Origin of the sequence: Actinosynnema sp. CS-041913, assembly GCF_050942485.1 — a bacterium.
Classification (GTDB): domain Bacteria; phylum Actinomycetota; class Actinomycetes; order Mycobacteriales; family Pseudonocardiaceae; genus Actinosynnema.
This window is the reverse complement of the sequence record NZ_CP192037.1, coordinates 3126779-3153712: the sequence shown is the minus strand read 5'-3', so window position 1 is coordinate 3153712 and position 26934 is coordinate 3126779. Positions and strand designations below refer to the sequence as shown.

Below are 26934 nucleotides of genomic sequence, written 5' to 3'. Positions count from 1 at the left end.
GGCGGCAGTCCTCGGGCTCGACGCGGCGTCACGGGCTGTCGAATCCGGCTTCGGCGAGCGCCGCGCGGCCCCGGTCGGACCGCACGTAGTCCACGAAAGCCTGGGCTCCGACCGCGTTCGGCGCCTTCGCCAGCGGCGCGATCGGGTAGTCGTTGACCGTCTTGTCCGCCTCGGGGAACGAGATCCCCTCCACCTCGTCCCCGGCGGCCCGCACGTCCGTCTGGTACACCAGCGCGGCGTCGACTTCACCGAGCCGCACCTTGGTCAGCACGGCCTTGACGTCCTGCTCAAGGGTGTCCGCCCGCGGCGTCACCCCGGCCGCCTCGAACGCCTTCCTCGCCGCCGCGCCGCACGGGACCTGCTCCGCGCACAACGCGATCCTGGCCTCCGCCACGCCGAAATCGGCGAGCCCGGACACCCTGCCCGGATTGCCGGCCGGCACGGCGATCCGGAGCTTGTTCCGCGCGAACACCACCGGTGTGCCGGTGATCCCGCCCGCGTCGCCGACCTGTGTCATGTTGGCCGGCGCGGCGGAGGCGAACACGTCCGCGGGCGCGCCCTGGTTGATCTGCTGCGCCAGCGCCGAGCTGCCCGCGAAGTTGAACCTCACCCGCACACCGGGGTTCGCGGTCTCGAACTCCTTGCCCAGCCTGGTGAACGTCTCGGTGAGCGAGGCCGCCGCGAACACCGTGACGTCACCGGAAACCCCCGACGGCGAGTCCGCACCCCCGCAGCCCGCGAGGGACGCGGCGACGACGGCGAGCGCGCACGCGGTGCGGAGCATCAGCCCTCCGGGATCTCGACGACGACGTGCGTGGACTTGATCGAGGCGACCGCGACGCTGCCCACCTCCAGACCGAGTTCGTCGGCGGCTTCCCGACTCATCAGCGACACGATCCGGAACGGCCCCGCCTGCATCTCGACCTGGGCCATCACCACGTCCTTGACGACCCTCGTGACGATGCCCTTCATCCGGTTGCGGGCCGACGCGGCGACGGTCGCACCGGGCTCGGCCGTCTCGGTCAGCCGCTGGGCGAACTCCGCCAGCTCCCGCCCGTCGATCCCCTTGCGCCCGCTGTCCAGCCGCACGGCGGGCAACCGCCCCTGCTCGACCCACCGCCGCACGGTGTCGTCGCTGACCCCCAGCAGGGCAGCCGCCTCACTGATCCGCAGATTCGGCACGAGAGCATCGTAGACGCCGCAGGTGCGGATCGGGAGGCCGCTCCGGTCAAGTTCGTGTCCTTGCGGATCGCGTGCCCGGCAATACCCTGGGTTCGGCCGGCCCGAACGCGGCCCGGAGCCGCGCGTCACAGGGGGTGCCGTGAGCTGGGGCGATGACCACCATCAGGCGACCGGCGGCCTCCACCAGAACCGCCTGGGCCGCAAGCCGCCGGCGGTGTGGCTCGCGATCGTCGGCTTGGTCGCGTCCCTCGTCTGGGGTGGCCTCTGGGCCGCCGGTGTCGTCCACGTCGCCGGCAACCCCGTTGCGAACAACCCTGTCGCGACCAACTCCGTCGCGACCAACGAAGGCGGAGGCTGTGAACTACCGCCCGAGGGATACGCGAACGCCTGCACCGTGAGACCGGGTGACTGTTTCACCCGCCCCTCCCCCGACGCCCCGATCCCCCGCGTCGAACTCGCACCCTGCGGGCAGCCGCACGACGCCCAGGCGATCGGCGCGTTCACCGCACCGGCCGGCGACTGGCCGGGCACGTCCGGGTTCACCGCCGACGCCGAGGTCCGCTGCCGGGAGATCGCCGAGCGCAACGTGGACGCCCAGGCCCTCCAGGAGACCGACCGGCTCGGCCACCTCGCGCCGGACCGGGCTTCGTGGAACGGTGGCTTCCGCAACGTCGCCTGCGTCGTCTACACCGACCGACCGAGGTGGACCGGCTCGGTCCTCCGGCCCGACGCGGACCTGTCCGTCCCCACCGGCTGACGCACCCCGCCGGCCGATGTACTCCACTGGTCCGTTCCGCTCCCGACTTCCGGCTGTGCCGCGCGGGCGAACCGCTACGTAACGTCCCCGCACGAACGTTTCAACAGCCATCAGTGAGGTGGACTCGTGCGAAGACTTTTAGTCGGTGCGGCAGCGTTCGCGCTGATCACCGCGGGCATCACGGCCACGCCCGCGGTCGCGGTGGCGGCTCCCGAAGCGGCGGCGGAACCCGTTCGGCAGCAGACCGACGAGCTGCCGCACCCGTTGGAGGACAAGCGGCGGGCGTTGCGGCAGGAAGCGCTGGCCAAGGTGCTGACCGGCGAGGCGACCGCCGAGAAGCGCGGCGCCAGCACGGTGGTCAAGGTCGGCCGCAAGGACAAGGCCGGTCAGCGGGCCAAGGTGGACCAGTACGTCGAGCTGGAGCGGGAGAAGGTCGACAAGATCTTCGTGGTGCTCGCCGAGTTCGGCGACGAGCGCCACCCGCAGTACCCCGACCAGGACACCGCGCCGAACACCCCGGGCCCGAAGCGGTTCGACGGCCCGGCGCACAACCAGATCCCGCAGCCCGACCGGTCGGTGGACAACACCACCATCTGGCAGCCGGACTTCGGCCGCCAGTACTTCCAGGACCTGTACTTCGCCACCGCGCCGGGCGCGAACTCGGTCGCCAACTACTTCGACAAGCAGTCCTCCGGCCGCTACAGCGTCACCGGCACGGTGACCAACTGGGTCAAGGTCCGCTACAACGAGGCCCGCTACGGCCGCTCCAACGGCTACCCGTGCGCGGGCAACGTGTGCAACAACAGCTACGACCTGGTCCGGGACGCGGTCGCCCAGTGGGTCGCCGACCAGCACGCCGCCGGCCGCACCACGGAGCAGATCCGGGCCGAGCTGGCGACGTTCGACGAGTGGGACCGCTACGACTTCGACGGCGACGGCGAGTTCAACGAGTCCGACGGCTACCTGGACCACTTCCAGGTCGTGCACGCGGGCGGCGACCAGGCCGACGGCGACCCGTGGCAGGCCGAGGACGCCATCTGGAGTCACCGGGGCTACGCGTTCAAGAACTACAGCACCGGTCCGGGCAGCAACAAGCTGGGCGGCGCGCCGATCGGCGACACCGGCCTGTGGGTCGGCGACTACACGATGCAGCCGGAGAACGGCGGCGTCAGCGTGTTCGCCCACGAGTACGGCCACGACCTGGGCCTGCCCGACCACTACGACGTCAGCGGCGGCGGCACGAACGGCGTCAACTGGTGGTCCCTGATGGGCCAGACGCGGGTCGGCGAGCCGGGCGAGGCCCCGGGCACGCGGGCCAACGAGCTGTCCGCGTGGGACAAGCTGCAACTGGGCTGGCTGGACTACGAGGTCGCGGTCTCGGGTCAGGAGCGCACCTTCGAACTGGGGCCGCACGAGTACAACAGCGCCAAGGCGCAGGGACTCGTGGTGGTGCTGCCCGACGTGGCCAAGACGTTCGACTACGGCGACCCGTTCGCGGGCGCCAGGATGTGGTGGAGCGACAAGGGCAACGACCTCGACAACTCGATGACCCGGCCGCTGGACCTGACCGGGAAGTCGACCGCGGAGCTGACCCTCAAGGCGCGCTTCGACATCGAGGAGGACTTCGACTACCTCTACGTGGAGGCGGCCAACCCGGACGGGAGCTGGACCCAGTTGGACGGCACGGTGGACGGTCGTCCGTTCATCCGGGACTCCGGCAACGCGCCCGCGATCAGCGGCACGTCGCAGGCCCGGTGGGTGGACATCCGGGTGCCGTTGACCGCCTACGCGGGTCAGCACACCAAGCTGCGCTTCGCCTACCGCACGGACGGGGGCCTGGCGCTGCAGGGGTTCTTCGCCGACGCCCTCTCCGTGGTCGCCGACGGCGTCCCGGTGCTGGAAGACGGCGCGGAGACCGGCGCAAGCTGGACGCTCAAGGGCTTCCGCAGCACGGCCGGCACCGAGACCAAGTCGTTCGACCAGTTCTACATCGCGTCGAACCGCACCTACGAGTCGTACGGCAAGTACAACCGCACCGGCCCCTACCGGTACAGCTTCCCGAACAAGCCGGACTGGGTGGAGCACTTCCCGTACCAGGACGGCCTGCTGGTGTCGCTGTGGGACACGAGCTACCTGGACAACAACACCAGCGAGCACCCCGGTGAGGGCCTGATCCTGCCGATCGACGCGAACCCCGCGCCGATCTACCACCTCGAAGGCGGGCCTTGGGCGCCGACGGTCGGCGGCTACGACGCGCCGTTCGGGTTGCAGAAGTCGGACTCGTTCACCCTGCACATCAACGGCAAGGCGTCCTATGTGCGCGGTCAGCCTGCGAAGCCGGTGTTCGACGACACCAAGCAGTTCTGGTACCCGGAGACCAAGACCACGGGCGTCAAGCTGCCCGCGGTGGGAGTCGGTCTGCGGGTGCTGTCGCAGTCCGGCACGTCGATGAAGGTCAAGCTGTTCCGCACCAGGTAGCAGGCACGCGATAGGCCGATCGGCGCCGGACGTGATCCATTCAGTGTCACGTCCGGCGTCCGTCCGGCGATGTAGTGGGACATGGTGAGATCCCGTGGCGTGGTAGCCGCCGTCCTGGTCGCCGGAGTCTCGCTCGTGGGCTGCGCGCAGCAGGGCGCGCCGGCGAGCACCGCCGACTCGACCACGAAGACGACCGAGCCGCTGCGCATCAGCCTGTGCGAGAACCCGGGCGACCTGACGGCGTGGATGCGCGCCGACGGCCTGCCGGTGGACGACGCGCGCTGCACCGCCGAGCCGACCGACCGGCGGGTCCTGCGCGCGTTCGGCAAGTGGACGTTCCCGCCCACCGGGCGCAACCAGCAGCACGTCGAGTCGGTGGAGATCGCGGTGTTCGCCGACCGCGCCGGGGACGGCTCCAGCGCGTTCGACGATCTGAAGGGCTCCTACCCGCCCCATGAGCAGCGCTCGGTCGCCGGGCACTACGCGCGGGTGGCCAACACCCGCGGTCGTACGCTGGTCAACCTGCCGGAACTCGCCGAACCGCTGAACATCACCATCACGACGGCGATGACGAACGCGACCGAACCGGAGTACGCCGGCATCCGCGCCGCCCACCTGCGCGCACTGGAACAACTGGTGGCCGCACTCGCCAAGACCTGAGCGCCCCTGTCCGCATTCCGGACACCGATCCGACCGCGCCGTCGAAAAGGCATTCCGCCGACTCGACCGGCCGCCGGATGCCGAATAACCACCGTACCCGAACACGCCCCGACGTCGACGATTCATTGCCCCGAAGCTTTTCCCGGTCCGATACGGAAACCGGGATCACACCGCCGGCCGGGGCCGGTCGATCCGCCTGACGTGGAATATTCCCAAGTTGCCGCAATATGTCGGAACAATTACGTCAAGTCTCGCGCGACGCGTACCCCAATGCGGTATAGCGCCCGCACCGCGGGAGTGCCGTTCGTATCGCGGTTTCACCCGTTCAGCCCCTTCCGGGCATCCGGGGAAGCCGAATACCGTCCTGCACGAACCGCGGTCTTGGGGTGAACGCGGTTCGACTCCGGGGGACGAGGGCTGGGGATTCACACGCTTTCCATATCAGGTTTCGTTCACCGGCATTCGGCACCGCGGCCCATTCCCGCGATGGGCTCCACGGCGCGGCCATTGCGCCGGCCGTCACGTCGGCGCCGATCCCAGGCTCCGCGTCAGGCGAGGTCCCCCAGTCCCGCCTGACGCCCGCGAGGGCCGGGGAGTCCGTCCACGGGGCTCCCCGGCCCTGTCTTGGCCCGAGCCCGGACCGGCGATCGTGGCCGAGCAGGTCAGTACCCGAGCGGTGTCACCTCGGCCGCTGACGCCCAGGGGCCGCGGTGGCCCGCCTCGGACAGCGCCCGCAGCCGGACGTACCGGGCCCTGGTCGGCCACAGCCGGGCGGTCTTGCGCGTCGTGTCGTCGGCCCACGTGCCGCTCACTCCCCCGGTCCACCTGATGCCGTCGGCGCTGACAGCGATCTCGTAGCGGCCGATGCGGCCGTTCGCGACGCCGTCCTGGCGGGGCAGGTAGGTCAGCGCGGTGACGGTTTTCGCCGTGCCGAGGTCGAGGCGCAGCTCGTGCGGCGGCCGGGCGGGGGCACCGGTCCACCTGGTGTGCCAGAAGGTGCCCGGATCGCCGTCCACGGCGTTGGCCGCGGCGCCGTTCTCGCCGGAGGTCTCCTGACTACTGGCGTGCGCGACGGTGGACCTCAGCGGGCCCGAGCCCATCACCGGGTCGCTCACGCTGGGCGCGCCGGTCTCCAGGTGCCCGGCGAACCGGCGCAGGAAGCCGTCCCGGCTGGTGGCCGTGAGGTCGTACCAGTGGTGCACGCCCGCGAAGGTGAAGGAGTCCTCCTTGGACTCGCCGGCGGCCAGCCGATAGGTCCACGGGCCGCCGGGGCGGTTGTTCGCGGTGATGGTGACCGTGCACGCAGACTGCCCGCTGTTGGTCATTTTCACGTACACGCGGCCCTCGGCCGGCGCGTACCGCAGGGTCGCCTCGGGGTTGGGCGCGCCGGTCGCGGTCGCGGTGGCCCGGTTTCCGGCGAACCGGCGGACGAAACCGTTGGGGCCGAACGCGGTCAGGTCGTACGCGCCGGTCGGCGTGCCGGCGGTGAAGCTGTCGGACAGGGTCTTGCCGGCTTCCACGGTGTACCGCCACGGCCCGTCGGTGCGGAACTTGTTGGCGTATACGGAGAAGTGCGCGCCTGCGGTGCCGCTATCGGCGAAATCGAGCCACAGAGCGGACGAGGTGACGCGGGCCTTCACGTCCAGCACGTACGGGAGCGGGCGGGTCGGGCGGACGCCGGGTTCCTGCGTCGGGAAGGCCTGCCTGGCAGGCGGTGTGCGGAACGTGCCGCGCGGGCCGCCGCTCGTCGCCGGGACGGGCAGCGCGGGGAACGCGGGCACCGCCGTGGCGAAGTCCAAAGTGGACATCAGGTCGCCGCACACGGCGCGTCGCCACGGGGTGATGTTCGGCTCGGCGATGCCGGTGAGGTGTTCCAGGAAGCGGAGCACCGAGGTGTGGTCGAACACCTCCGAGCAGACCGCGCCACCCCGGCTCCAGGGCGAGATCACCAGCATGGGCACGCGCGCGCCGAGGCCGATGGGTGTGCCCGAGACGATCTCGTCGGTGTTGGGCACGGTGGTGCGGCCGTCGCTGCCGTCGCCCACGACCGGCGGCGCGGGCGGGGGCATGTGGTCGAAGAAGCCGTCGTTCTCGTCGTAGTTCAACAGGAACACGGTCTTGTTCCACACCGCCGGGTCGGACGCGATGATGTCCAGCAACTGGTGGGTGAGCACCGCGCCGTTCGCCGGGCCGTTGCTGGAGTGCTCGCTCTGCGCGGTGTTCGGCACCAGCCAGGAGACCCTGGGCAGCCGCCCGTTCTCGACGTCCGCCCGGAATGCGGCGGCCAGCCCGCCGGTCGGTTCCCGGTGCAGCGCGGCGTCGTACAGGGCGCGTTCGGCCGGGGTGAGGGTGGCGACGCCCTTGGCCAGGTTGTCCAGCATCGTCTGCCGCGAGGAAGGCGAAGCGGCCCGCAGGGCGTCGTAGAACGCCTCGACCTTGCGGTGACCGGTGTGCGCCAAAGCCTTCTCGCCGACCGTGACGAAGGTCTTGAAGTATTCCAGGGAGTTGTCGGTGAAGTTGTCCCACTCCTGGTACACCCGCCAGCTCACGCCCGCCGATTGGAGTCGTTCGGCATAGGTCGTCCACGTGTAGCCGGTGTGGTCGGGATTGCCGTAGGCCGCATTGCCGGTCGCCCGGTCGGCGGTCCCCGGCTCGTAACCGATCATCCCGGACCACAGGTGGTTGCGGTTGGGGTTCGTGGGCCCCATTTCCGAGCAGTAATAGGCGTCGCAGATGGTGAACGCCTCGGAAAGCGCGTAGTAGAACGGCAGGTGCTCACGCCGGTAGCCGGACATCGTGTTGGTGCCCTTGTGCGGCACCCACGCGTCGTAGCGGCCCTGGTTCCACGCCGCGTGGCCGTCCGACCAGCCGTGCGGTGTGCCGGCCATGTGGTGGTCGTCGACCGCGTACGGCAGCACGTAGCCGTCCGGGTGGCCGACCTTGAGGTCGCCGGTCTTCGCCGACGGCTGGTGGAACACCGAACGCCCGCTCTGGAACGTCAGCGCGTGGGGGTCGTTGAAGCCGCGCACGCCGCGCAGCGAGCCGTAGTAGTGGTCGAAGCTCCTGTTCTCCTGCATGAGGATCACGACGTGCTCGACCACCTCCGGCCCGCCGGTCGGGGCGGCCATCGCCAGCGCCCGCTGGACGCTGACCGGGAGGAGGGAGGACAACGCCGAAGCACCCACGGCTCCGAGGAACGACCGACGATCCACCGCGACCACCTTCGAGTAGACGGCACCCGGCGGGAGTAGAGCGGTTTTGCCACGTCAGGGTCAACGCACGCGCGGAGAACTCTGACTTTCGTCAGGATTGATCACTTGTGATCGGTTGGCGCTCCAGGCGGGTGAGCGGCCCGACGCGACCAAGGACCGGCGATCAGATCATCGGTCGGGATTGGATCCGCATCCGGCGCCTCCGCACGAAGGGGTAGTCGGCTGCGCACCCGAGCAGCAGCGCGCCCGACAACAGGACCAGCGTTTCACCGCCGTGGACCGCGCATGCGCAGACCAGGGCGGTCCATAGCAGCAGCCTCATGTGGCAAGGCTAGGGACGCAGGTCACAGCCGTCTAAGGATTTGAGCGTTCCTTAGGGTTGGACTTGTCGACCACTGCCCGTACAGGCCGTGCGGGTGACCGGAGGGGCATGGGGAGGACGACCGCCGGGACCTAGGCGACCGCGTGGAGGTTGCCGTCGGCCCCTTCCAGGCACCGGGCCGAGGCCGCGCCGCCGCTGACGAACTGGGTCACGCAACGGCCCAGTTGGGCGTGCGCGGCGGCGTTGGGGTGGAAGGACTGCTGGGCCAGGTGGAGACCGATGGCGTCCAGCCCGCCGTTGACCAACGCGTACGGGTCGACGGTCAGCCTGCGCTGCCACTCGTCGGTCGAGCTGCCGCCCTTGCTGCACGCCTCGCGGCTCTCCGTGGCACGGGAGAGGTCCAGGAATCTCGCGCCGGTCCGGGTCGCGACGCCGCGCAGGGCCTCGGACAGTTGCGGCACGGCGACCGTCCGGCCGTAGCCCGCGTCCGCCAGCCGCAACGGGCATCCCTGGGGACCGTGCAGGAGCTTGTCCATCTTCTCCGTCACCGGGGACGCGTACGAGGTGAGCACCAGCGAGTACGCCGCGGGCACGTAGCCGGCCTGCGACATCGCCGACCGGGCGTCCCGCACCGCCTGCTCCACCTTGGGCGCCATCGCGGCGAGGCGCGCCGGCCACTCGGCCGTCAGCTTCGACCGGCAGCTCGGCCCGAACGGGTTCACCCACGCCGCCACGCAGTCGACCATGGTGTCGGCGAACTGCGGATCGTCGTTCGCGCCGACCTGGACGAGCACGGTGGTCACGCGGTACTGCCGGGCGAGGTCGATCAGCCGCCGCGCCTGCGAGCCCTCGGTGTAGTGGACGGTGTCGGCCAGCGACACGTTCGCGGAGTCCGCGCCGGAGCACGCCAGGTTGAACGTCCGGTGGGCGAGCTGCGTCCGGTGCACCATCGACCGGGTGGAGCGGTGGCACCAGTTGCCGTTCTCGCCTTCGGTGCCCGGCTCGTAGGAGCCCGCGCCCTCACCGGACATGGCGCTGTCGCCCAACGACACCACCGCCGTCTCGCGGGTGTCCACCGCGCCGGCGGACACCGGCAGCACCACGAGCGACGCACCGACGAGCGCCACCGCGCCCACGACCCGACTCCACGTCACCGCGAGACCTCCAGCCGCCGTGGCGTCCGCCGATGGACGCCAGCCCACGGTAGAGCTGTCGACACACGCCGACAATGCGCCGATTCGGCTATCCGTGCGTCAGCCGGGGGCGGCCGGCAGCCCTCGGCCGGACGTGCTCCGGCGCTGCTACCGCGCCTCCTCCGAGACCTTCCACAACCGCGCCGCCGCCTCGGGGTCGAGCGCATGGGCCGCGACACCGTGCAGAAGGCCCTCCCGGTACGGCACGGCCTCCCCGCAGTCCTCGAAGTACCTGCCGCTGACGCCCTCCAGCAGCGGAGAGGCGGCGAGCAGGACCGACGTCGCCGCACCCTGCTCGACCGTCTTCCAGTGGATCGTCGTGCCGACCTGGACGAGCAGCTCTTCCAGCTCCCGCGGGGGAACGTGCCGTTGGAGGTTGGTCATGATGACGCCGGGCATCAACGCGTTGACCGTGATCCCATCGGCGGCCCAGCGCGCGGCAGCCTCCACGGCGAACAGGATGTTCGCGGACTTGGACTGGCCGTACGCGAGCCACCGGTCGTAGGCGCGCTCGCGGAAGTGGATGTCCTCGAACACCACCGGGGCCATCAGGTGGGAGGCGGAACTGACCGCGACGACCCGCGCGCCCTCAGCCGCGAGCGCCCGGTGCAGCCCGTTGGCGAGCGCGAAGTGACCGAGGTGGTTGGTGGCGAACTGGAGTTCCCAGCCTTCCGGCGTGCGCGTCTCGGGTGGGGCCATGACACCGGCGTTGTTGACCAGGATGTGCAGCGGCCCGTCCCAGGCGGACGTGAACGCCGCCACGGACGCCCGGTCGGCCAGGTCGAGCGGTGCGACGTGCACCTGCTTGTTGCCGGTGGTGGCAGTGATGTCGGCGGCAGCCGACCGGCCGGCGTCGACGTCCCGCACCGCCAACGTGACTGCGGCGCCCGCCCCGGCCAACGCCCGAGCGGTCTCGACGCCGATGCCCGACGCGGCCCCGGTGACCACCGCACGGCGACCGGTGAGGTCGACGCCGGCCACCACTTCGGCGGCGGTCGACTCGGCGGTGAAGGGCGTGTCGATGTGCTCGTCCATGGGTCTCCCCTGTCTCGTACACTGAAGCGGAGGTTCCTCCGCTAGTGCCTCCAGGTAACCGGAGGAGCCTCCGTTTAGCACTGAGACCTACGTCACACCGAGGAGCAGCCGTGACCGCCCCGCGCCCTTTGCGCGCCGACGCCCAGCGCAACCGCGACAAGCTGATCGCGGTGGCGCTCAAGGCGTTCTTCACCGACGGCGACGTCACGCTGGAGGCCATCGCCAAGGAGGCGGGCGTCGGCATCGGCACGCTGTACCGGCACTTCCCGACCCGCGAGGCGTTGGTCGAGGCCGTGTACCGGACCGAGCTGGCGCGGCTGTGCGACGCGGTGCCGGAGCTGTTGGGCTCGCTGCCCCCCGACCAGGCGACCAGGGCGTGGATGGACCGGTTCGTCGACTACATGGCCACCAAACAGGGCATGGCGGACGCGCTGAAGGCCGTCATCGCGTCCGGCGGCAACCCTTACGCGCAGAGCCGCGATCTGTTGATCGAGGCCATGACGACCCTGCTCGACGCCGGGAAGGGCACCCTCCGCGCCGACCTCGACCCGATGGACGTGCTCGGGACGTTGAGCGGGATCGCCCTGGCAGCGGGGAAAGTCGGCCTCGCCGGCGGCATGCTGGACCTCCTGATGGACGGCCTGCGCTACCGCGCCTGAGCCGTCACAGATCCATCCAGTCGACCGTGTTCGCCGCCTCGGCGATCCGGCGCGGAGGACGCAGGTCCGACACCCGGTTGATCCTGCCGGCGACCTCGGTGAGGGCTCGCGCGGCGCGGAGACGTGTCACGGGATCACCGACGCCGGTGACGACGTCGAGCAGCACCCGCCGCGCGGCGGCCCGATGTCGTGGGTCCAGACCGTCGAGCACTTGGGCGATCACGATTCGCTGCTCGCCGCCCGCCGCCGCGCGGTCCACCAGCGCCTGCCCCGCGCGTGCCCGGTCCGCGTGGAAGTACCGGGCCAGCAGGCCGTCGGCGATGGCGCGCTCGTCCTGCCCCACGGACGGGTCCGAGCCGATGCCGCGCAACACGTCGACCGCGTGGTCATGCGCCTCCGCAGGCTTCGCGAGCAGGAATTCGCACGCCCGCCACCGCGCCCCGACCTCCGCTGTGGTGTCGCGGGCGACCGCTTCGAACGCCGCGTCGGCGGCGTTGCGGTGACCGTGATCGAGGCTGGCGAGCAGCCACCACGCGCCGACCCGTTCCCGCGCCGGCCGGTGTCCGCCGGTCATCGCGCGGAGTCCGGCCGACGCGTCGCCGTGTCGGAGCCCGAGCCAGGCCAGCGCCTGGGCAGCGGTGAGCCGTTCCTCCACGGCGATCCCGGGGTCCGCCATCAACTCGGTGAGCACCGCGTTGGCCGCGTCGAACCGGAACCGGGAAGCGTTCAGCAGCACGGTCGCCGCATGGGTGCGTTCGGCCGGAGCGGCGTCTTCGTCCTCCGCGAGCCGCGTGACCAGGTCGAGCATGGGCTCCGCCTGCTCCGGGTCCAGTTCGGCTACCCACGCCGCCGCGTCGGTCCGCTCCCACGATGTCCCCGCCTCGTCCTGCGCGAACGCCTCCAGGGCGACGACCGCGTCCGTGCGTCCGGCGAAGTCGAAGCCCGCCAGCCGCAGTGCCGCGAGCCGTCGCTCCCACCCGGACAGCACGGGATCGTCCGCCATACCGCGCAGCAGGCCCGTCGTGGTGCGCCGATCGTGAGGCGTGATCTGGAGCAGCGCTTCGACCGCCTCCAGCCGCACCGTTCCGGGAAGTGCCGGATCGGCCGCCACCTGAGCAAGGTCGGCGGACGCTTCCCACACCTGCTCCTCGTTCGCGTGGACCAGCCCGACCCGCGCCGGCATCGACGGGACCGCCTCGGGTGGCTCGTCCGCCGCTACTCTGCCGAGTGCCGCCAGGCCGGCCGAGCGTTCTCCGGCGTCCAGCAGGGCCATGGCCGCCCAATAGCGATTCCAGCCGTCCACCCGGCCGTCGCCGGCGAGTTCCCGCAAGGCCGTCACGGCGTGGCCGCGGGCTTCGAAGCCGAGTCTCGCCAGCTCTTCGGCGGCTTCGATGCGGAAGGCGGGGTCGGCGCGGTCGTCCCCGGTGATCAGCCGGAGCAGGTCCAGCAGCGGCGGCAGCCCCACCCGCTGCCAACCCGCCAGCAGGTCGCCGAGCGCCATGCGCACCGCCGGTGGCGTCGCCGGGTCCAGCGCCGTGACGCGCACCAGTTCGACCGCTTCCGGCGCGTTGTCCCGCGCGAGTGACATGACGTGGTCGAACGCCCTGAGCCGAACCCGCCACGGCGCCGCGACGCGGGCCAGTGCCCGCGACGACTCGACCAGGCCGGCGTGGTGGCCACCCACGTCGGCCAGCCTCGCGAGAGCCGCCAACCGGTATTCCGGGTGCACGGCCGGATCGTCCGCGATCGCCACCAACTCCGCACGGGCGCGGGCGCGGTGGTCGCCGCCCGCCGCAAGGCCGAGAGTGGTCGCGGCCAACCGCTCCCGCACGCCGGCGGCCTCTCGTGCCGGCAGCCGGAACGCCGCGGCGGCGCGCTCTTCACCCGTCTCCACCAGCACTTCGAAGGCCCTCAGCCGGTCCACCGGGTGGGTGGCTGGATCGGCGGCCATCGCGCGCAGCGCGCTCAGCTCGGTGGCGCACTCCTCGGGGCGGGCCTCGATCAGGGCCGTCTGCGCGCTGAGCCGCTGTGCGATGGGGAGCGTGCTGTCGGCCGAGGTGACCCGAAGTGCGCGGATCGCTCGCGAGCGCGCGTCTTCGCCCACCCTGGAAACGGCCCGGAGCAACACGGACGGCCAGTAGTACCCGGAGCCGACGTGTTCGAGGTGCCAGAAGAGCGCCTCCACCACGTCCTGCCGCGCGGCGTCCGAGAGCACCGACAGGTCCAGGTAGTACACGCGGAAGAAGTCGTCCCCGTGCGGTAGTGCCAACAACCGCACGGTTTCCCGAGCGGCCAGTGGCCTCGTCTCTCCGCCGCGGTCCCCGAGCGCGTCGATCGCCGTCCAGCGGTCGCCGGTGTTCGAGGTCGGGTCCGTCGCGATGTGGTGCAGGGTCGCCGTGCCGACTTCCCGACGGCGCGTGCCGAGGTCGAACAGCTCGATGGCGGCGTCCGTCCGCAGTTCCACCGGCACGGTCGGATCGGCGCACAGGTCGGCGAGCACGGCCGCGGCCCGTTCGCGGTCGCCGGTCTCGGCGATCGCCTGCGCGATCGTCGACCGGACCCCGGCCGGCACGGCGGGGGATCGGCCCAACCGCGCCAGCAGGGCCATCGCCAGCGCCTGCCTGGTCGGATCGACGCTCGCGGCCAGCATCGCCGCGTACGCCTGCGCGGTCGGCGCCGCCGTCGGATCGCCGATGTGCGAGTCGCAGAGCCGGAGGACCTCACCGTGGTGCTCGACGCCCATGTTCGCCAGCGTTCGGCCGGCTCTCAGCCACACCTGCCAGGAAGTGGTCGGATCGCCGATCACCGACCTGAGCGCGGTCACGCTCACCCGATAGGCGTCGGCGCCCAGCGCCACCAGTTCGTCGATGGCGTCGCAGCGCCGCACGGGCCGGACGGTGACGTCGCCGGCGGCGGCGCTCAGCAGCTCGATCGCTTTGGGCCGGTGCGTCCGGCCCAGGCCGGCGATGGCTCTCGCGGCTTCGTGCCGCTCGGCGTGGTCCAGCCGCGGGTCCTGCTCGATGTCCGCCAGGATCTCCGCCGCGGCGGCCCGGTGCACGGGTTTGAGCGCGCCGAGGGCACTCGCCGCGGAGATGCGTTCCGCGCACGCCAGGGACGGGTCGTTGGCCAACCGGGTCAGCTCCCGCGCGGCCCAGTCGGGTTGTTCCGGACCGGTCGCGGAGATGGCGCTGACCAGCCGGATGCGGTCGTCCGTGCCGAGGTCCGGCCGGTCGAGCAGGCTCGTGAGGACGGCGGTGGCGGAGTCCCGGTGGGCGCGGCTCAGCTCGGCCAGAGCGGTCGCCGCTTCCCGTCGCTGGAAGATGCCCCAGGACGGTTTGACCGCCATGTCGTGCAACAGCGCGGCAGCGCGGTCGCGGTGCGCGTCGCCCAGCTTCGCCAATTCCTCGGCCGCACGGCAGCACTCGTACGCCATCGTCGTCGGGTCGACCGCCACCGCCGCGAGCACTTCCGCGGCCACGTCGCGTTCCCCCGCGCCGAGCTTGGCCAGCAGCGTCGCGGCCCCGATCCGGTCCTCCCCCCGGCTCGCACCGTCGCCGGCCATCCGCCGCAACGCCTGGATGGCGATGTCACGGGCATCGTGACCGAACCTCGCGAGCACTTCGGCGGCTTCCTGTCGCAGGCTGGTGGGCCACGACTCGTGGGTGAAGGCCGCGAGAACGGAAACGACCTCGTCACGCGCTTCGGGAGCGTGCTCGCGCAGCAGGTCCGCCGCAGTGATCCTCAGCCGGTCCAGGACGTGCTCGTCGCGGAGGAGCGCCAGCAGCCATGCGCGGACGACCGGGTTGCCGATGATGCCGCCGAGTCCGCGCAGCCGTGTCGCGAAGTCGTCGTCACCGGAGGCGGCGGCGCCTACGGCCGCGTTGCCGAGGTAGGACAGGTACTCCCGCACGCGGGCGTCCTTGCCCGGCGCGCCTTGGGTGATCAGGTCACCGGCGCGTTCCCGCTGCGCGACAGTGCCGTTTTGGAGCGCCTCCAGCACGGCGTCGCCGTCCTCGCCGAGGTGCAGGTAGTGCAGGACGACCCTGGTGTCGTTGTCGTTGCCCAACGACATGCCGCGGATGAGGTCGTCCCACACCGGTTCGGTGGCGTCGAACCTGGCGGGGAGCCGCTTCGCGGTGGCCGAGGCCGCCAGGTGTTCGGCGAAGGTCTGGTGCAGGAAGCGCAACCGGAGGACGCTGCGGGTCAGCAGGCCGTCCTGGCACAGCCACTCGGCGAGGCTGTCGTCCCACTTCGGTGGTCGGCGGGCCGGGATCAGGCCCCGGGTCGCGAGGTACTCGCGCGCCACGTCGAGCAGCGGTGTCTCGGTCGCCATGTACGACAGGGCCAGGTGTTCCAGCAGTGGTGTGCGCTCGTCGCCGAGCCGTGCCGCCAGGTCCGCGTCACCGGCCACTGTGGACAGTGCGGGCGAGTTCGGGTCCGCGCGGGCGGCGGCGAGGCTTTCGATGTACTTGACGTAGAGCCCGTAGCGGCTGGCCGGCAGCGGGCTCTCCGGCGCGGACTGGTGGACGTTCGCCGCGATGGCGGCCAACAGCGGGACTTCCAGGATGTCGGTGAGGCCCGCGGTGCGGACCTGGGTGAGGAAGTGGTCGGCCGCGACGGCTCCCGCCGGGGTCTCGTCGGGGTCGAACCACTTGTGGGCGAAGCGTTTGAGGGCTTCTTCGTCGAACGGCTGGAGTTGGTAGAAGCCCGCGCCGGTGAGGCGGTTGGTCTCCACCTCCAACGGCCTGGTGGTGATGAGGAACCTCGCCGGGTCGCCGGGTTTGGCCATGCGGCGGGCGATCGCGGTGATCAACTGGTCCCGGGAGGTGCTGTCGGGGACCTCGTCCAGCGCGTCCACGACGACCAGCCAGCGGTAGCCCTCGGGGTTCCGGCTGAACAACGACGCCGGCGGCTCGTGGTCGGAGAAGCCCTGGTACTCCTCGCTCAGCGCGGCGAGGAGGGCGTCGCCCCAGGGTTTGCCCACGTGCTTGGCCAGTACCCGGGCCGACACGAGCAGGGGGATCAACGTCTCGGCGTTGGTCGGGGTGCGGACTTCCCCGGCGCGGTCGCTGACGAGTTGGCGGGCCAGGGTCGTCTTGCCCAGGCCCGCCGCGCCTTCGATGACGAGGTGGTCGTGCTGCTCGAACACATCGTTGAACGGCTGCGCCAGGGTCGAGGCCAGCCGGGTGCTCTCCACCCAGCCCAGGTCCTCCGGCAGCTCCTCCTTGGCCCACCGGATCTCCGGGACCGAATTCACGCTCTGCTTCACGTACAGCGTCGACAGCGAGAGGTGCCGGCGGGACGGCAGCACGTACGGCAGGTCCCGGCACACGTGGGTGATGGTGTCCAGCAGGTCCAGCAGCACGGGTGGCAGCTCGTCGCGGTCCGGGCCCTTCGCCTCGGCGTAGCGGGCGGTCAGCTCGCGCGCGTCCGGGAACTGCCTGGCCAGCGCCGCCGCCTGGTCCGGGGTCGGCAGGCTCTTGCCGGTGAGGATCAGCCACAGGTGGGACTCGGGGATCAGGACCGCCCTGGCGAAGTCCTCCCGGCTGCCCGGCCAGCTCTCGACCAGTGGCCGCAGGGTCCGCGCGTACCTCGCGGTCGGGTCTTCCAGGTCACCGTCGACGCCACCCACGCGTTGCCCTCCCCTGCTCGGCCTGCCGACGGGATCTTCCCACCCCGGCCGGATCGGGCGCGCACGCGGAACGCCCGCATCGCAACGGAACCCGCATTCCGCGCAGCTACCGGGCCGGGCGGGCGGCCAGGGACCAGAGGTAGCTCAGGGGTTCGCCGTCCGGGTCTTCGCGGCGCACGAACTCGGTGATCAGGTCGGCCAGCCTGGTCTTGAACTCGGCCTGGGACTCCGGGTTCAGGCGCAGGACGCCGCGGGACACGTCACGGCCGGAGTCGGGGCCGGCTTCGAGGATCTCGGCCCGGTGTGCCGCGAGCATGGCCAGGTCGACCTGGTGGACCAGGCCGACGCCGGCCACGTCGATCAGGCCCAGCCGCCAGGTGCGGCCGGTGGCCCGGTAGGGGCGTTCCAGGGCGCCCTTCGCGCCGGTGCGCACCGGTTCGGGGGCGAGGAAATCGGTTTTGACCAACGCCCGGATGTGGCGTAGGACGGTGGCCGGGGCCACTTCCAGGCGCTCGGCCAGTTCCTGGTTGGTCCACGCGCGGTCCAGGCAGAGGCGGAGGATGCGCCAGCGCAGCGGGTGCGCCAGCGCCTTGAGCTCCTCCACCGAGGCGGTTCGCGCGGTGTGATCTGCGGACACGTCGATGAGGCTAGCCGACCGGGCCTTGCCGGGCACGGTGGTGATTTGGTTCACTGCTATCGATTGCACTATATGAAATCACTCCGAGTGTCCCGGGGAGCGACGATGGGGTTGGCGGAACAGGTCGGCGGCTGGGTGCGGGAGCGGGAGCCGGAGTTGCTGGCCGAACTCGCGGCGTGGATCTCGCAGCCGAGTGTGAGCCGCACCGGTGACGGTATGGCCGAGGCCGCCGCGCACGGGGTGGAGTTGTTGCGGCGCAGTGGTCTGACGCCCGAGGTCGTCGAGACGGGCGGGTGGCCGGCGCTGGTCGGCACCGCGCCCGGACCGCCCGGCGCGCCGCACGTGCTGATCTACGGCCACTACGACGTGCAGCCCGCCGGGCCGCTGGACGAGTGGGTCACACCGCCGTTCGAGCCGGACTTCCGGGATGGCCGGATCTACGGGCGCGGCACCGGGGACAACAAGGGGCAGCACCTGGCCCAGTTGCTCGGGCTGCGGGCGCTCCGGGAGGTCGCCGGCGGGTTGCCGTGCCGGGTCACCGTGCTGCTGGACGGCGAGGAGGAGATCGGCAGTCCGAACCTGGTGAAAGCCGTGCGGGGGCTGACGAAGCCCGACCTGGTGCTGTGGAGCGACGGCCCGGTGCACGAGTCCGGCCGGGCGTCGGTGGTGCTCGGCGTGCGCGGCATCGTGACGTTCGAGCTGCGGGTCAGGGGCGCGTCCGAGGTGCTGCACTCGGGCAACTGGGGCGGGATCGCGCCGAACCCCGCCTGGCGGCTGGTGCACGTGCTCGGCACGATGCGCGACCCGCAGGGGCGGGTGCTGATCGACGGGTTCGCCGACGACGTGGTGCCGCTGAGCCCCGGCGAGCGGGACGCGCTGGCCAAGCTGCCGGTGGACGTGCCGGCGGTGCTGGCGGGCATCGGCGTGTCCGGCATGGAGCCGCCGGGCGGGCTCGGGTTCTACCAGCGGCTGACCGGGCCCACGTTCAGCATCAACTCGTTGACCTGCGAAGACGGTGGCGAGCACCGGACCGTCGTGCCGAACGTGGCGGTCGCGAAGTGCGATATGCGGCTGGTCGGCGGCCAGCGGGTGGACGAGGTGTTCGCCGCCATCCGCGCGCACCTGGACCGGCACGCGCCGGACGTCGAGTTCGTGCCCGGCGGGGCGATGGCGCCGTCCCGGACGCTGCCCGAGACGCGCTGGACGGACGCCGTGCTGCGGGGCGCGGAGGCCGGTCTCGGCGAGGAGCCGCTGCTGCTGCCCGCGCTGGGCGGCAGCCTGCCGATCGCGGCGTTCACCGACGAGCTGGGCGTGCCGTGCTACGGCGTGCCGTTCGCCAACGTGGACGAGCGTAACCACGCGCCCAACGAGAACCTCGTGCTGGACTGGTTCCGCCGGGGCATCGTCGCGGCGGCGACGGTGCAGCGGGCGATCGCGGAGGTGGGACGGTGACGCTGACCGACTTCGAGTGGGTGTCCGGCGCGGACCCCGGTCCGGACGGCCGGATCGGGTGGCTGAGCGACCTCACCGGCCGGCCGCAGCCGTGGGTGGACGGCCGCCACGTGCCGGTCGCCGGGTCGGTGCGGCGCTGCCTGTGGCGGCCGGACGGCGGGCGGCTGCTGGTGCTGACCGACCCGGACGGCGGCGAGGACCACCGGCTCGGCGAGCTGGACCCGGCGACCGGCGAGGTGGCATGGGTGGTCGCCGAGGAAGGGGTGCGCTGTGAGATCGGCGTTCCTTACGGCAGCACCGGAACGCCCTACAACGCGGACGGCACGCTGCTCGCGTACGCGAACAACGCCCGTGACCGCGAGGTGTTCGACGTGCTGGTGCGGGACGCGAACGGGTCGCGGATCGTGCTGCGCGGCGACGACCGCTACCTGCCGATGGGCTTCTCCCCCGACTCCCGGCTGCTGCTCGTCCTGAAGCTGCACCAGAACAGCGACCACGAGCTGTTCGTCGTGGACCTGGCCGGCGACACCGTGCGGCGGCTGACCCGGTTCGCCGGTCCGGCGAAGTACGAGCCGGTCGCGTGGCTGCCCGACTCGTCCGGGATCTACCTGTGCACCACCCAGGGCCGTGACTTCCTCGGCTTGGCGACGCTCTCCCTGGACGGCGACCTCACCTGGATCGACACTCCGGAGTCCGATGTGGAGGGTGGGGCGCTGTCCCCCGACGGCGCCCGGATCGCCTGGGGTCGCAACGAGAACGGCTACACCACGCTGCTCTGGTCCGAGGTGGGCGGCGAGCCGCGCGAGGTCACCGGGCTGCCACGCGGTCTCGCGATCTGCGAGTTCGGCTACGACGGCCACGCCCTGCGCTTCACCCGCGCCGGCCGGCTGCTCGTGCAGCTCGCGCGCGGGGACGCGGCGACCGAGCTGTACCTGGCGGATCTCGACGCGGGCACGGCGGAGCGGCTGACCGACTTCGGCGCGGGCCTGCCGGCCGACCTGGTCGCGCCGACCGTCGTGCACGCGACGAGTTCCGACGGCCTCCGCGTGCCGTGCCTGCTCTACCGGCCGCGTTCGGCGAGCGCCGCCGCGCCCGTGCCGGTCGTCATGACCGTGCACGGCGGACCGGAGGGCCAGGCGCACCCCGCGTACGACCCCTTGGTGCAATCGTTGCTGGCCAACGGGATCGGCGTGATCGCGCCCAACTTCCGGGGCTCCTCCGGCTACGGCCTGCGCTACCAGCGGCTGGTCTACGGCGATTGGGGCGGCGGCGATCTGGAAGACCTCGCGGCCACGGCCGCGCTGCTCGGCGAGGTCGATTGGGCGGACGGGACGCGACTCGGCGTGCACGGCGCGTCGTACGGCGGTTTCGCCGCGTTGTGCTGTGCCACCAGGCTGCCCGGCCTGTGGCGGGCGGCGGTCAGCGAGTGCGGCACGTCCGACCTGCTCAGCGACATCCGGGACGTGCCGCCGACGTGGCGCAAGCGGACCAAGGAGTGGATCGGCGACCCCGACGACCCCGAGGATCTGGCCCGGCTCGTCGAGCGCAGCCCGCTGGGCAACGCGCACCGCGTGCAGGCTCCCGTGCTGTTCCTGCACGGCGAGAACGACACCCGGGTCAACCCCGAGGAGTCGGAACAGATGTACCGGCGGCTGCGCGAGCTGGGCAAGCCGGCGCGGCTCGAACTGCACCCCGGCATCGGGCACGAGATCGACCGGGAGGGCCTGGCCGACACCGTGGCCCTGATCGTCGGCTGGTTCACCACGCACCTGTGACGAGGGATCGGCCCGTGGTCCGATCCGCACGCCGGACCACGGGTCGATCCCTCCGGGCGCTCCGGTCGGCACCTTGTACCGCATGCACTCGTTCCCCGGCCGCTGGATCGGCGGCGTCGCACTCGTCCTCGGCCCGCTGCTGTTGCTCACGGGCACGTTGCTGCGCTCGCCCTTCGACTTCTTCTACCCCGACCAGCTCGACGCCATGGCCCGGCATCCGGGTCTGCTGACCGCCGCGTACGCGACGTTCCTGGCGGGGCACCTGGTGCTCGCGTTCGCGGTCCTCGCGGTGGTCTCCCACATCGGCCGCACCCGGCCGGTTTGGGCGCTGTGGAGTGGAATCCTCGTTCTGGTGGGTTTGTTCGAGCGGACTTTCCACGCCGGGGTGGACCACGCGGCGCAGGGGTTGGTGCGGCGGCACGGACCGGAGTTCGCGGAGCGGCTGGTCGGCGAGTCGTACCAGGACCTGCACCTGTACAGCCACCTGTCGCTGTCGATCATGGTCGGGTGGCTGGTGCTGGCGTTCGCGGCGTGGCGCAGCGGCGTGCTGGGCGTGGTCCGGTCGGTGGCGCTGGCAACCATGTGCCTGCTGCCGCTGGGCGTGCTGAAGGGCGCCGAGCCGTGGTCGGTCGTCGGCACCGTCGGGCTGTGCGTGGCGTTCCTGCCCGCCGGGGTGCGACTGCTGGCCGACGGGCCCCGGCCGACCCGCCGCCAGGCGCTGGTCACGGCGGTTGTCGTGCCGGTGGTGGGCGCGCTCGCCTATATCAGCACGCTTGGCTGATCGTGATCACCCGAATGTGATCGGTCGTCGGGTTTTGTTCAGAAGAGTGAATCCGGTTCACGAACGGAATCAACTGTATCCACCGAACGGCGGTCGACACTTATCTGTCGTGAGGGGAATGCGCAGGGGGTGTGTTCACCTGTCCGGAATCTCCGGACGAACCACGGGGGAGACAAGTTGAAGCATCACGGTACGGAGAGCTTCTTCGTCGTAGGTGAGGGGGTGCTGGAGTTCGATGGGAACGGGGAGCCCACGACCCGGCGTCCGCTGACCGTCGAAGAGCTGCGCAGGTTCCGGTTTTCCCGACTGGGACCGGAAGGTGTCCAGGTGTCCGAGGAGGTCAGGATCGCCCTGGCCACCGCGGTGACGGCGGACGTGCCGCAGCCGGACTCCGCGGACCCGGCCATGCCGGCCGGGTTCACCTACCTCGGTCAGTTCGTGGACCACGACCTGACCATGGATCGCACCGAAGCCCAGCTCGGCGCGGACGTCAACCTGGACGACCTGGTGCAGGGCCGGTCGCCCGCGCTCGACCTGGACTCGGTCTACGGCCGGGGCCCGCTCGACCCGGCCGACCGGGTGTTCTACGCCGACGACAAGGTCAAGCTGAAGATCGGCAAGACGTCCGCGACGACGTTCCCGGACGACCGGGTCAACGTCGAGCTGGAGGGGTTCGACCTGCCCCGCGCGGGTTCCGGCACGACGGGCGCCGACCGCAGGCGCCCGCTCATCCCGGACGCCCGCAACGACGAGAACCTGGCGGTCGCCCAGACCCACCTCGCGTTCATCCGGTTCCACAACCGGGTGGTGGACGAGCTGGCGCTGACCGGTCTGACCGGCCAGCGGCTGTTCCGGGCGGCCCGTGAGCAGGTGGTGCGGCATTACCAGTGGATGCTGCGCACCGACCACCTGCCGCGCATCGTCGACCCGGCGATCGTGGACGACGTGTTCGCCAACGGCCGCCGCTTCTTCGAGGCGCCCGGCCGCGGCTACACCGGCGCGTTGCAGCCGGCGACCATGCCGCTGGAGTTCTCGGTCGCGGCCTACCGGCTGGGCCACAGCATGATCCGGGCCGCCTACCAGTGGAACCGGGTGTTCAACAGCGACGGCCCCGGCGGCATCGCCACCCTGTTGCAGCTCTTCACCTTCAGCGGGACCAGCGGCAACTTCCAGCCGGGCTCGGGTCTGCCGGAACTGGACGACCCGAACTCGGGCACGGTGGACACGCTGCCGACCAACTGGATCGCGGACTTCCGCAGGCTGTACGACTTCACCGAAGCCGAACGGCCGGACCTCGCTCCCGGCACGGGCGGCGGCAACGTGACGAAGCGGATCGACACGCTGCTGGTCAACCCGCTCACGCAGCTACCGGCGGGGACGTTCGACGGGCGCGGCACGACCGTCGCGGACATCCACCGGAACCTGGCGTTCCGCAACCTGACCAGGGCGAACATGGTGAAGCTGGCCAGCGGCCAGCAGATCGCCGCGCTGTTCGGCGTGGAGCCGCTGACGGCCGAGCAGATCCTGACCGGCAACCAGGGCGTGACCCTGGACGCGCTGACCGAGGAGCAGCGGGCGACGGTCGTCGAGACGACCCCGCTGTGGTTCTACATCCTCCGGGAAGCCGAGTTCGGCAACGGGCTGCTGGGTCCGGTCGGCGGCCGGATCGTGGCGGAGGTGTTCCACCGGGCGATGGAGTCCTCGCGCACGTCCATCGTGCGGGAGCCCTCGTGGCGGCCGGTGTTCGGGCCGGACGCCAACACGTTCCGGATGACCGACCTGCTGCTGTTCGCGTTCGAGGGCAAGGCCGACCTGCTCAACCCGCTGGGCGACTGACATGTCGACGACACAGGACTACGAGGTCCAGGAGTTCAGACCGGAACCGCCGCCGCCGTGGTGGGACCGGCTCGAACAGCGGCTCCGGCAGCACGCGCCGACGGCGTTGCGGGTCTCGATCGGACTGGTCTTCGTGTGGTTCGGTCTGCTCAAGGCGATCGGCCAGTCCCCGGTGGCGGACCTCGTGCACGCCACGCTGCCGTTCCTGTCCCAGGGCCTGCTGATGCCGGTCCTGGGCGGGGTGGAGGTCGTGCTCGGGGTCGCGCTGGTGATCGGCCGGCCGCGGCGGGTCACGCTCGTCGCGGTGGGGGCACATCTGGCGGGCACCTTCCTGGTGTTCGTCAACGCGCCCGCGCTCTCGTGGTCGGACGGCAACCCGTTGCTGCTGACCGCGAACGGTGAGTTCGTGCTCAAGAACGTGGTGCTCATCTGCGCCGTGTTGATGCTGCTCGGCCACCGCCGGACAGTGCGCAAGTAGTTCGCCGACGGGGCGGCGGCGGGGGAACTACCTCCCGCCGCCGCCTCGCGCGTTTCCGCGGGCGTTCGCGGGTGATTGCCCCGCCGTCACGAGAGCCGCAGCTTGAACCCCTGGTGCGTGGGCTGGAACCCCAGCCGCGAGTAGAACCGGTGCGCGTCGGCCCGCCGCTGGTCGGACATGAGCTGCACGATCGAGCACCCCCGGACCCGAGCCTCGGCCACGGCCCAGCGGACCAGCTCCTCGCCCAGCCCTTCCCCGCGCAGCTTGCCGGCGACCCGAACGCCTTCGACCTGGGCCCGCACCATGCCCCGCTGCGACAGGCCGGGCAGGACGGTGAGCTGCAACGTGCCCACCACCTCCCCGTCCCGTTCGGCGACGACCAGCGACTCGCGCGGACTGGCGTCGATCGCCGCGAACGACCGCAGGTAGGGCGACAGATCGTCCGGCGTCTCCCGGTGCGCGCCGATCTCGTCGTCGGCGAGCAGGGCGACTATGGCGGGCACGTCGGCGGCGGTGGCGCAGCGGATGATCACTCGGGCTCCTCGGGAAGTGGATCACCGCCATGCTGCCCGAGACCACGCGGCCGTGCCACCGACCGTCCGCTCCGGGCGGGTTGGCGGTCGGCCGGCGGCGTCGGACCCCATCGGGTTAGCGGTCGGCCGACGGCGTCGGAACCCATCGGGTCGGCAGTCAGCCGACGGCGTCAGACCCGAGCGGGTTGGCGGTCGGCCGGCGCGGCGCGTCAGACCCGGGCGGGTTGGCGGTCGGCCAAGGCGCGGCCGGTGGTGACCAGCTCTTCGGCCACCCGGTCCACGGCTTCGGTGAACTCGGGGTCGTCGCACTCCCAGTCGACCAGTTTGGCGTGCAGCCAGTTCCGCCACGAGCCGACCAGGAGGGCGAAGGTCTCGGTGCCGTGCGGGGTGAAGCGGTAGCGGTCGGCGGATTCCGTCAGCAGGCCCTTGGCCATGAGCTGGCGGGCCACTGGTTCGAACATGCCGGCCGGCACCCTGGTCTCGTCCGCGAGCTGTTCGAGGGTGGCGTGACCCTGGTGGGCGCTCTGCCGGAACACCTTCACCACCAGCCACGCCTGGGCGTGGGACAGCGGCAGGCCGGACGCGGCCAGGATCTGCGGGGTCGGGTCGCGGTGCTCCTTGCGCACGATCAGCGCCACCAGCTTCTCCAGTTCCTGGCCCGAGGCGGTGGACTGCGGCACGGCGAAGCTCTCCCCCACGCCGTTGTGGCCGGACGCGGCGGTGCGGGCGGTGTCCCGGAGCGGCACTTCGCGCAGGAACAGGGCCACGACGAACGCGACGGCGGCCACCGGGGCGGCGGACAGGAAGACGCCTTGGAGGGTGTCGGCGTAGGCGGCGATGATGGGCGCCTTCAGCTCGTCCGGCAGCGCGTGCAGGGCCTGCACGTTCGACGCCGCGCGCGGGTCCACGCCCGGCGGGATGGCGTTCGCCAGGTTGTCGGGCAGGTTGCTCGCGTAGATGGTGCCGAACAGCGCCACGCCGAAGGAGCTGCCCAGCGTGCGCAGGAAGCTCACGCCCGACGTCGCCACGCCCAGGTCTTCGTAGCTGCTGGTGCTCTGGACGACCACGATCGGCACCGGCATGCACAGGCCCACGCCCAGGCCGAGCACCAGCATGTAGCCGGACGCCTCCCAGAACGCGGTGTGCTCGTCCAGCCGCGACAGCAGGAGCAGCCCGCCCACCATGAGCAGGCTGCCCCCGATGGGGAGCAGCCGGTAGCGGCCGGTCTTGCCGATCACGCTGCCGGCGGTGACGGAGGCGATCAGCAGACCGATCACCAGCGGCAGCATTTCCAGGCCGGACCGGGTGGCCGACGCGCCGTGCACGTACTGCAGGTAGGTCGGGAGGAACGTGACGCCGCCCAGCATCGCGAACCCGACCACGAAGCTCAGCACGCTGCACACGGTGAACACGGGGCTGCGGAACAGGCGCATGGGCAGCATCGGCTCCGCCGCCCGCTGTTCCACCCGCACGAAGAGCGCCAGCGCGACCAGGGAGCCCGCCGCCATCAGCAGGATGGTCGGCGACGTCCAGTCGTACTCGACGCCGCCCCAACTGGTGACCAGCGTCAGGCCGGTCGCGGCCAGGCCGATCAGCAGGATGCCGAGGTAGTCGATCTTCGGTCTGCCCGCCGCCCGGATGCCGGGCAGCGCCAGCACGCCCACCACCAGGACGACCACGCCCAGCGGCAGGTTCACGTAGAACGCCCAGCGCCAGCTCAGGTGGTCCACGAACAGGCCGCCCAGCAGCGGTCCGACCACGGTCGAGACGCCGAACATCGCCCCGATGAGCCCCTGGTACTTGCCGCGCTCGGACAGCGGCACCACGTCGGCGATCACGGCGCTCGCGGTGACCATGAGCCCGCCCGCGCCCAGGCCCTGGACCGCCCGCGCGAGGATCAGCCACGTCATCGAGTCGGCCCAGCCGCACAGGAACGAGCCCACCATGAACAGGGCGACGCTGGCCAGGAACGCGGGCTTGCGGCCGTAGAGGTCGCCGAACTTGCCGATCAACGCCGTCATGATGGTCTCGGCCAGCAGGTACGAGGTGACCACCCACGACAGGTGCCCGCCGCCGCCGAGATCGCTGACGATGGTCGGCAGCGCGGTGGCGACGATCGTCTGGTCCAGGGCGGCGAGCAGCATCCCGAGCATGATCACGGCGATCACGGCGCGGCGCGCGGCCGGCTTGACCTCGACCCGATCGACCATGCGGAACCTCCCGAATGGACGATAGGGCCGCTCCAGCCGCTCCGCGCGCCGTGTGGCGGCCCGCCGTGACGAGCTGCGCAGGCGGGAGGCGGAACTCGCCCG

The 26934-nt window shown here is 71.5% G+C and carries 19 protein-coding genes; 9 read left to right on the top strand and 10 right to left on the bottom strand.

From position 1 onward, the window contains the following. Positions 1-28 precede the first annotated feature (28 nt). Positions 29-784, bottom strand: a complete 756-nt coding sequence (gene modA / locus ACQPZF_RS15165; protein WP_433272063.1) for a molybdate ABC transporter substrate-binding protein — start codon at positions 782-784, stop codon at positions 29-31. Further along, the gene (locus ACQPZF_RS15160) at positions 784-1182 is read right to left on the bottom strand and encodes a TOBE domain-containing protein (protein ID WP_433272061.1); all 399 of its coding nucleotides are present in this window, start codon (positions 1180-1182) and stop codon (positions 784-786) included. Before ACQPZF_RS15160 ends, modA begins: the two co-directional genes overlap by 1 nt. 139 nt (positions 1183-1321) lie before the next feature. On the opposite strand from ACQPZF_RS15160, the gene ACQPZF_RS15155 reads away from it, so the two are divergent. The 3 genes from ACQPZF_RS15155 to ACQPZF_RS15145 all read left to right on the top strand — a co-directional run bounded on the left by ACQPZF_RS15155 (position 1322) and on the right by ACQPZF_RS15145 (position 5077). Beyond that, positions 1322-1939: a septum formation family protein gene (locus ACQPZF_RS15155; protein WP_433272060.1), complete on the top strand. Its 618-nt coding sequence runs from the start codon at positions 1322-1324 to the stop codon at positions 1937-1939. Positions 1940-2065: 126 nt separating this feature from the next. After that, positions 2066-4417, top strand: coding sequence for an immune inhibitor A domain-containing protein (locus ACQPZF_RS15150; protein ID WP_433272058.1), 2352 nt, complete (start codon positions 2066-2068; stop codon positions 4415-4417). An 81-nt stretch (positions 4418-4498) separates the two neighbouring features. Next, entirely contained in the window at positions 4499-5077 is a 579-nt protein-coding gene (locus tag ACQPZF_RS15145; protein ID WP_433272057.1) for a hypothetical protein, read from the top strand. Between the two features lie 662 nt (positions 5078-5739). Here the strand turns inward: ACQPZF_RS15145 and ACQPZF_RS15140 are convergent. The 4 genes from ACQPZF_RS15140 to ACQPZF_RS15125 all read right to left on the bottom strand — a co-directional run bounded on the left by ACQPZF_RS15140 (position 5740) and on the right by ACQPZF_RS15125 (position 10839). After that, positions 5740-8289 (bottom strand): phosphocholine-specific phospholipase C, encoded by a 2550-nt coding sequence (locus ACQPZF_RS15140; RefSeq protein ID WP_433272056.1) that lies wholly within the window; start codon positions 8287-8289, stop codon positions 5740-5742. Between the two features lie 163 nt (positions 8290-8452). Further along, positions 8453-8611 carry a hypothetical protein gene (locus tag ACQPZF_RS15135; RefSeq protein ID WP_433272055.1) on the bottom strand — a complete coding sequence of 53 codons (159 nt, stop codon included), beginning with the start codon at positions 8609-8611 and terminating at the stop codon, positions 8453-8455. A gap of 131 nt (positions 8612-8742) precedes the next feature. Further along, positions 8743-9765 (bottom strand): GDSL-type esterase/lipase family protein, encoded by a 1023-nt coding sequence (locus tag ACQPZF_RS15130; RefSeq protein ID WP_433272054.1) that lies wholly within the window; start codon positions 9763-9765, stop codon positions 8743-8745. 147 nt (positions 9766-9912) lie between these two features. Further along, on the bottom strand, positions 9913-10839 hold the full coding sequence (locus tag ACQPZF_RS15125) for an SDR family NAD(P)-dependent oxidoreductase (RefSeq protein ID WP_433272053.1): 927 nt from the start codon (positions 10837-10839) through the stop codon (positions 9913-9915). Between the two features lie 110 nt (positions 10840-10949). Between ACQPZF_RS15125 and ACQPZF_RS15120 the strand changes: the two genes are divergently transcribed. Beyond that, complete coding sequence (locus ACQPZF_RS15120; protein ID WP_433272052.1) at positions 10950-11498, top strand: TetR/AcrR family transcriptional regulator; 549 nt, start codon at positions 10950-10952, stop codon at positions 11496-11498. Between the two features lie 4 nt (positions 11499-11502). On the opposite strand, the gene ACQPZF_RS15115 is transcribed toward ACQPZF_RS15120, so the two are convergent. Next, entirely contained in the window at positions 11503-17130 is a 5628-nt protein-coding gene (locus tag ACQPZF_RS15115; RefSeq protein ID WP_433272051.1) for an NACHT domain-containing protein, read from the bottom strand. Between the two features lie 106 nt (positions 17131-17236). Continuing rightward, positions 17237-17767 carry an ArsR/SmtB family transcription factor gene (locus ACQPZF_RS15110; protein ID WP_433272050.1) on the bottom strand — a complete coding sequence of 177 codons (531 nt, stop codon included), beginning with the start codon at positions 17765-17767 and terminating at the stop codon, positions 17237-17239. A 105-nt stretch (positions 17768-17872) separates the two neighbouring features. On the opposite strand from ACQPZF_RS15110, the gene ACQPZF_RS15105 reads away from it, so the two are divergent. The 5 genes from ACQPZF_RS15105 to ACQPZF_RS15085 all read left to right on the top strand — a co-directional run bounded on the left by ACQPZF_RS15105 (position 17873) and on the right by ACQPZF_RS15085 (position 24089). Then, on the top strand, positions 17873-19219 hold the full coding sequence (locus ACQPZF_RS15105; protein WP_433272049.1) for a M20/M25/M40 family metallo-hydrolase: 1347 nt from the start codon (positions 17873-17875) through the stop codon (positions 19217-19219). Then, complete coding sequence (locus ACQPZF_RS15100) at positions 19216-20994, top strand: prolyl oligopeptidase family serine peptidase (RefSeq protein WP_433272048.1); 1779 nt, start codon at positions 19216-19218, stop codon at positions 20992-20994. The genes ACQPZF_RS15105 and ACQPZF_RS15100 overlap by 4 nt, the downstream gene beginning before the upstream one ends. An 82-nt stretch (positions 20995-21076) precedes the next feature. Then, on the top strand, positions 21077-21775 hold the full coding sequence (locus tag ACQPZF_RS15095) for a hypothetical protein (RefSeq protein WP_433272047.1): 699 nt from the start codon (positions 21077-21079) through the stop codon (positions 21773-21775). Between the two features lie 222 nt (positions 21776-21997). Further along, positions 21998-23611, top strand: a complete 1614-nt coding sequence (locus ACQPZF_RS15090; RefSeq protein ID WP_433272046.1) for a peroxidase family protein — start codon at positions 21998-22000, stop codon at positions 23609-23611. A 1-nt stretch (position 23612) separates the two neighbouring features. Further along, complete coding sequence (locus ACQPZF_RS15085; RefSeq protein ID WP_433272045.1) at positions 23613-24089, top strand: DoxX family protein; 477 nt, start codon at positions 23613-23615, stop codon at positions 24087-24089. A gap of 86 nt (positions 24090-24175) precedes the next feature. Here the strand turns inward: ACQPZF_RS15085 and ACQPZF_RS15080 are convergent, their stop codons facing one another. Both ACQPZF_RS15080 and ACQPZF_RS15075 read right to left on the bottom strand, forming a co-directional pair. Continuing rightward, positions 24176-24622 (bottom strand): GNAT family N-acetyltransferase, encoded by a 447-nt coding sequence (locus ACQPZF_RS15080; RefSeq protein WP_433272044.1) that lies wholly within the window; start codon positions 24620-24622, stop codon positions 24176-24178. A gap of 209 nt (positions 24623-24831) precedes the next feature. Further along, positions 24832-26832 (bottom strand): MDR family MFS transporter, encoded by a 2001-nt coding sequence (locus ACQPZF_RS15075; protein ID WP_433272043.1) that lies wholly within the window; start codon positions 26830-26832, stop codon positions 24832-24834. Between the last annotated feature and the right edge of the window lie 102 nt (positions 26833-26934).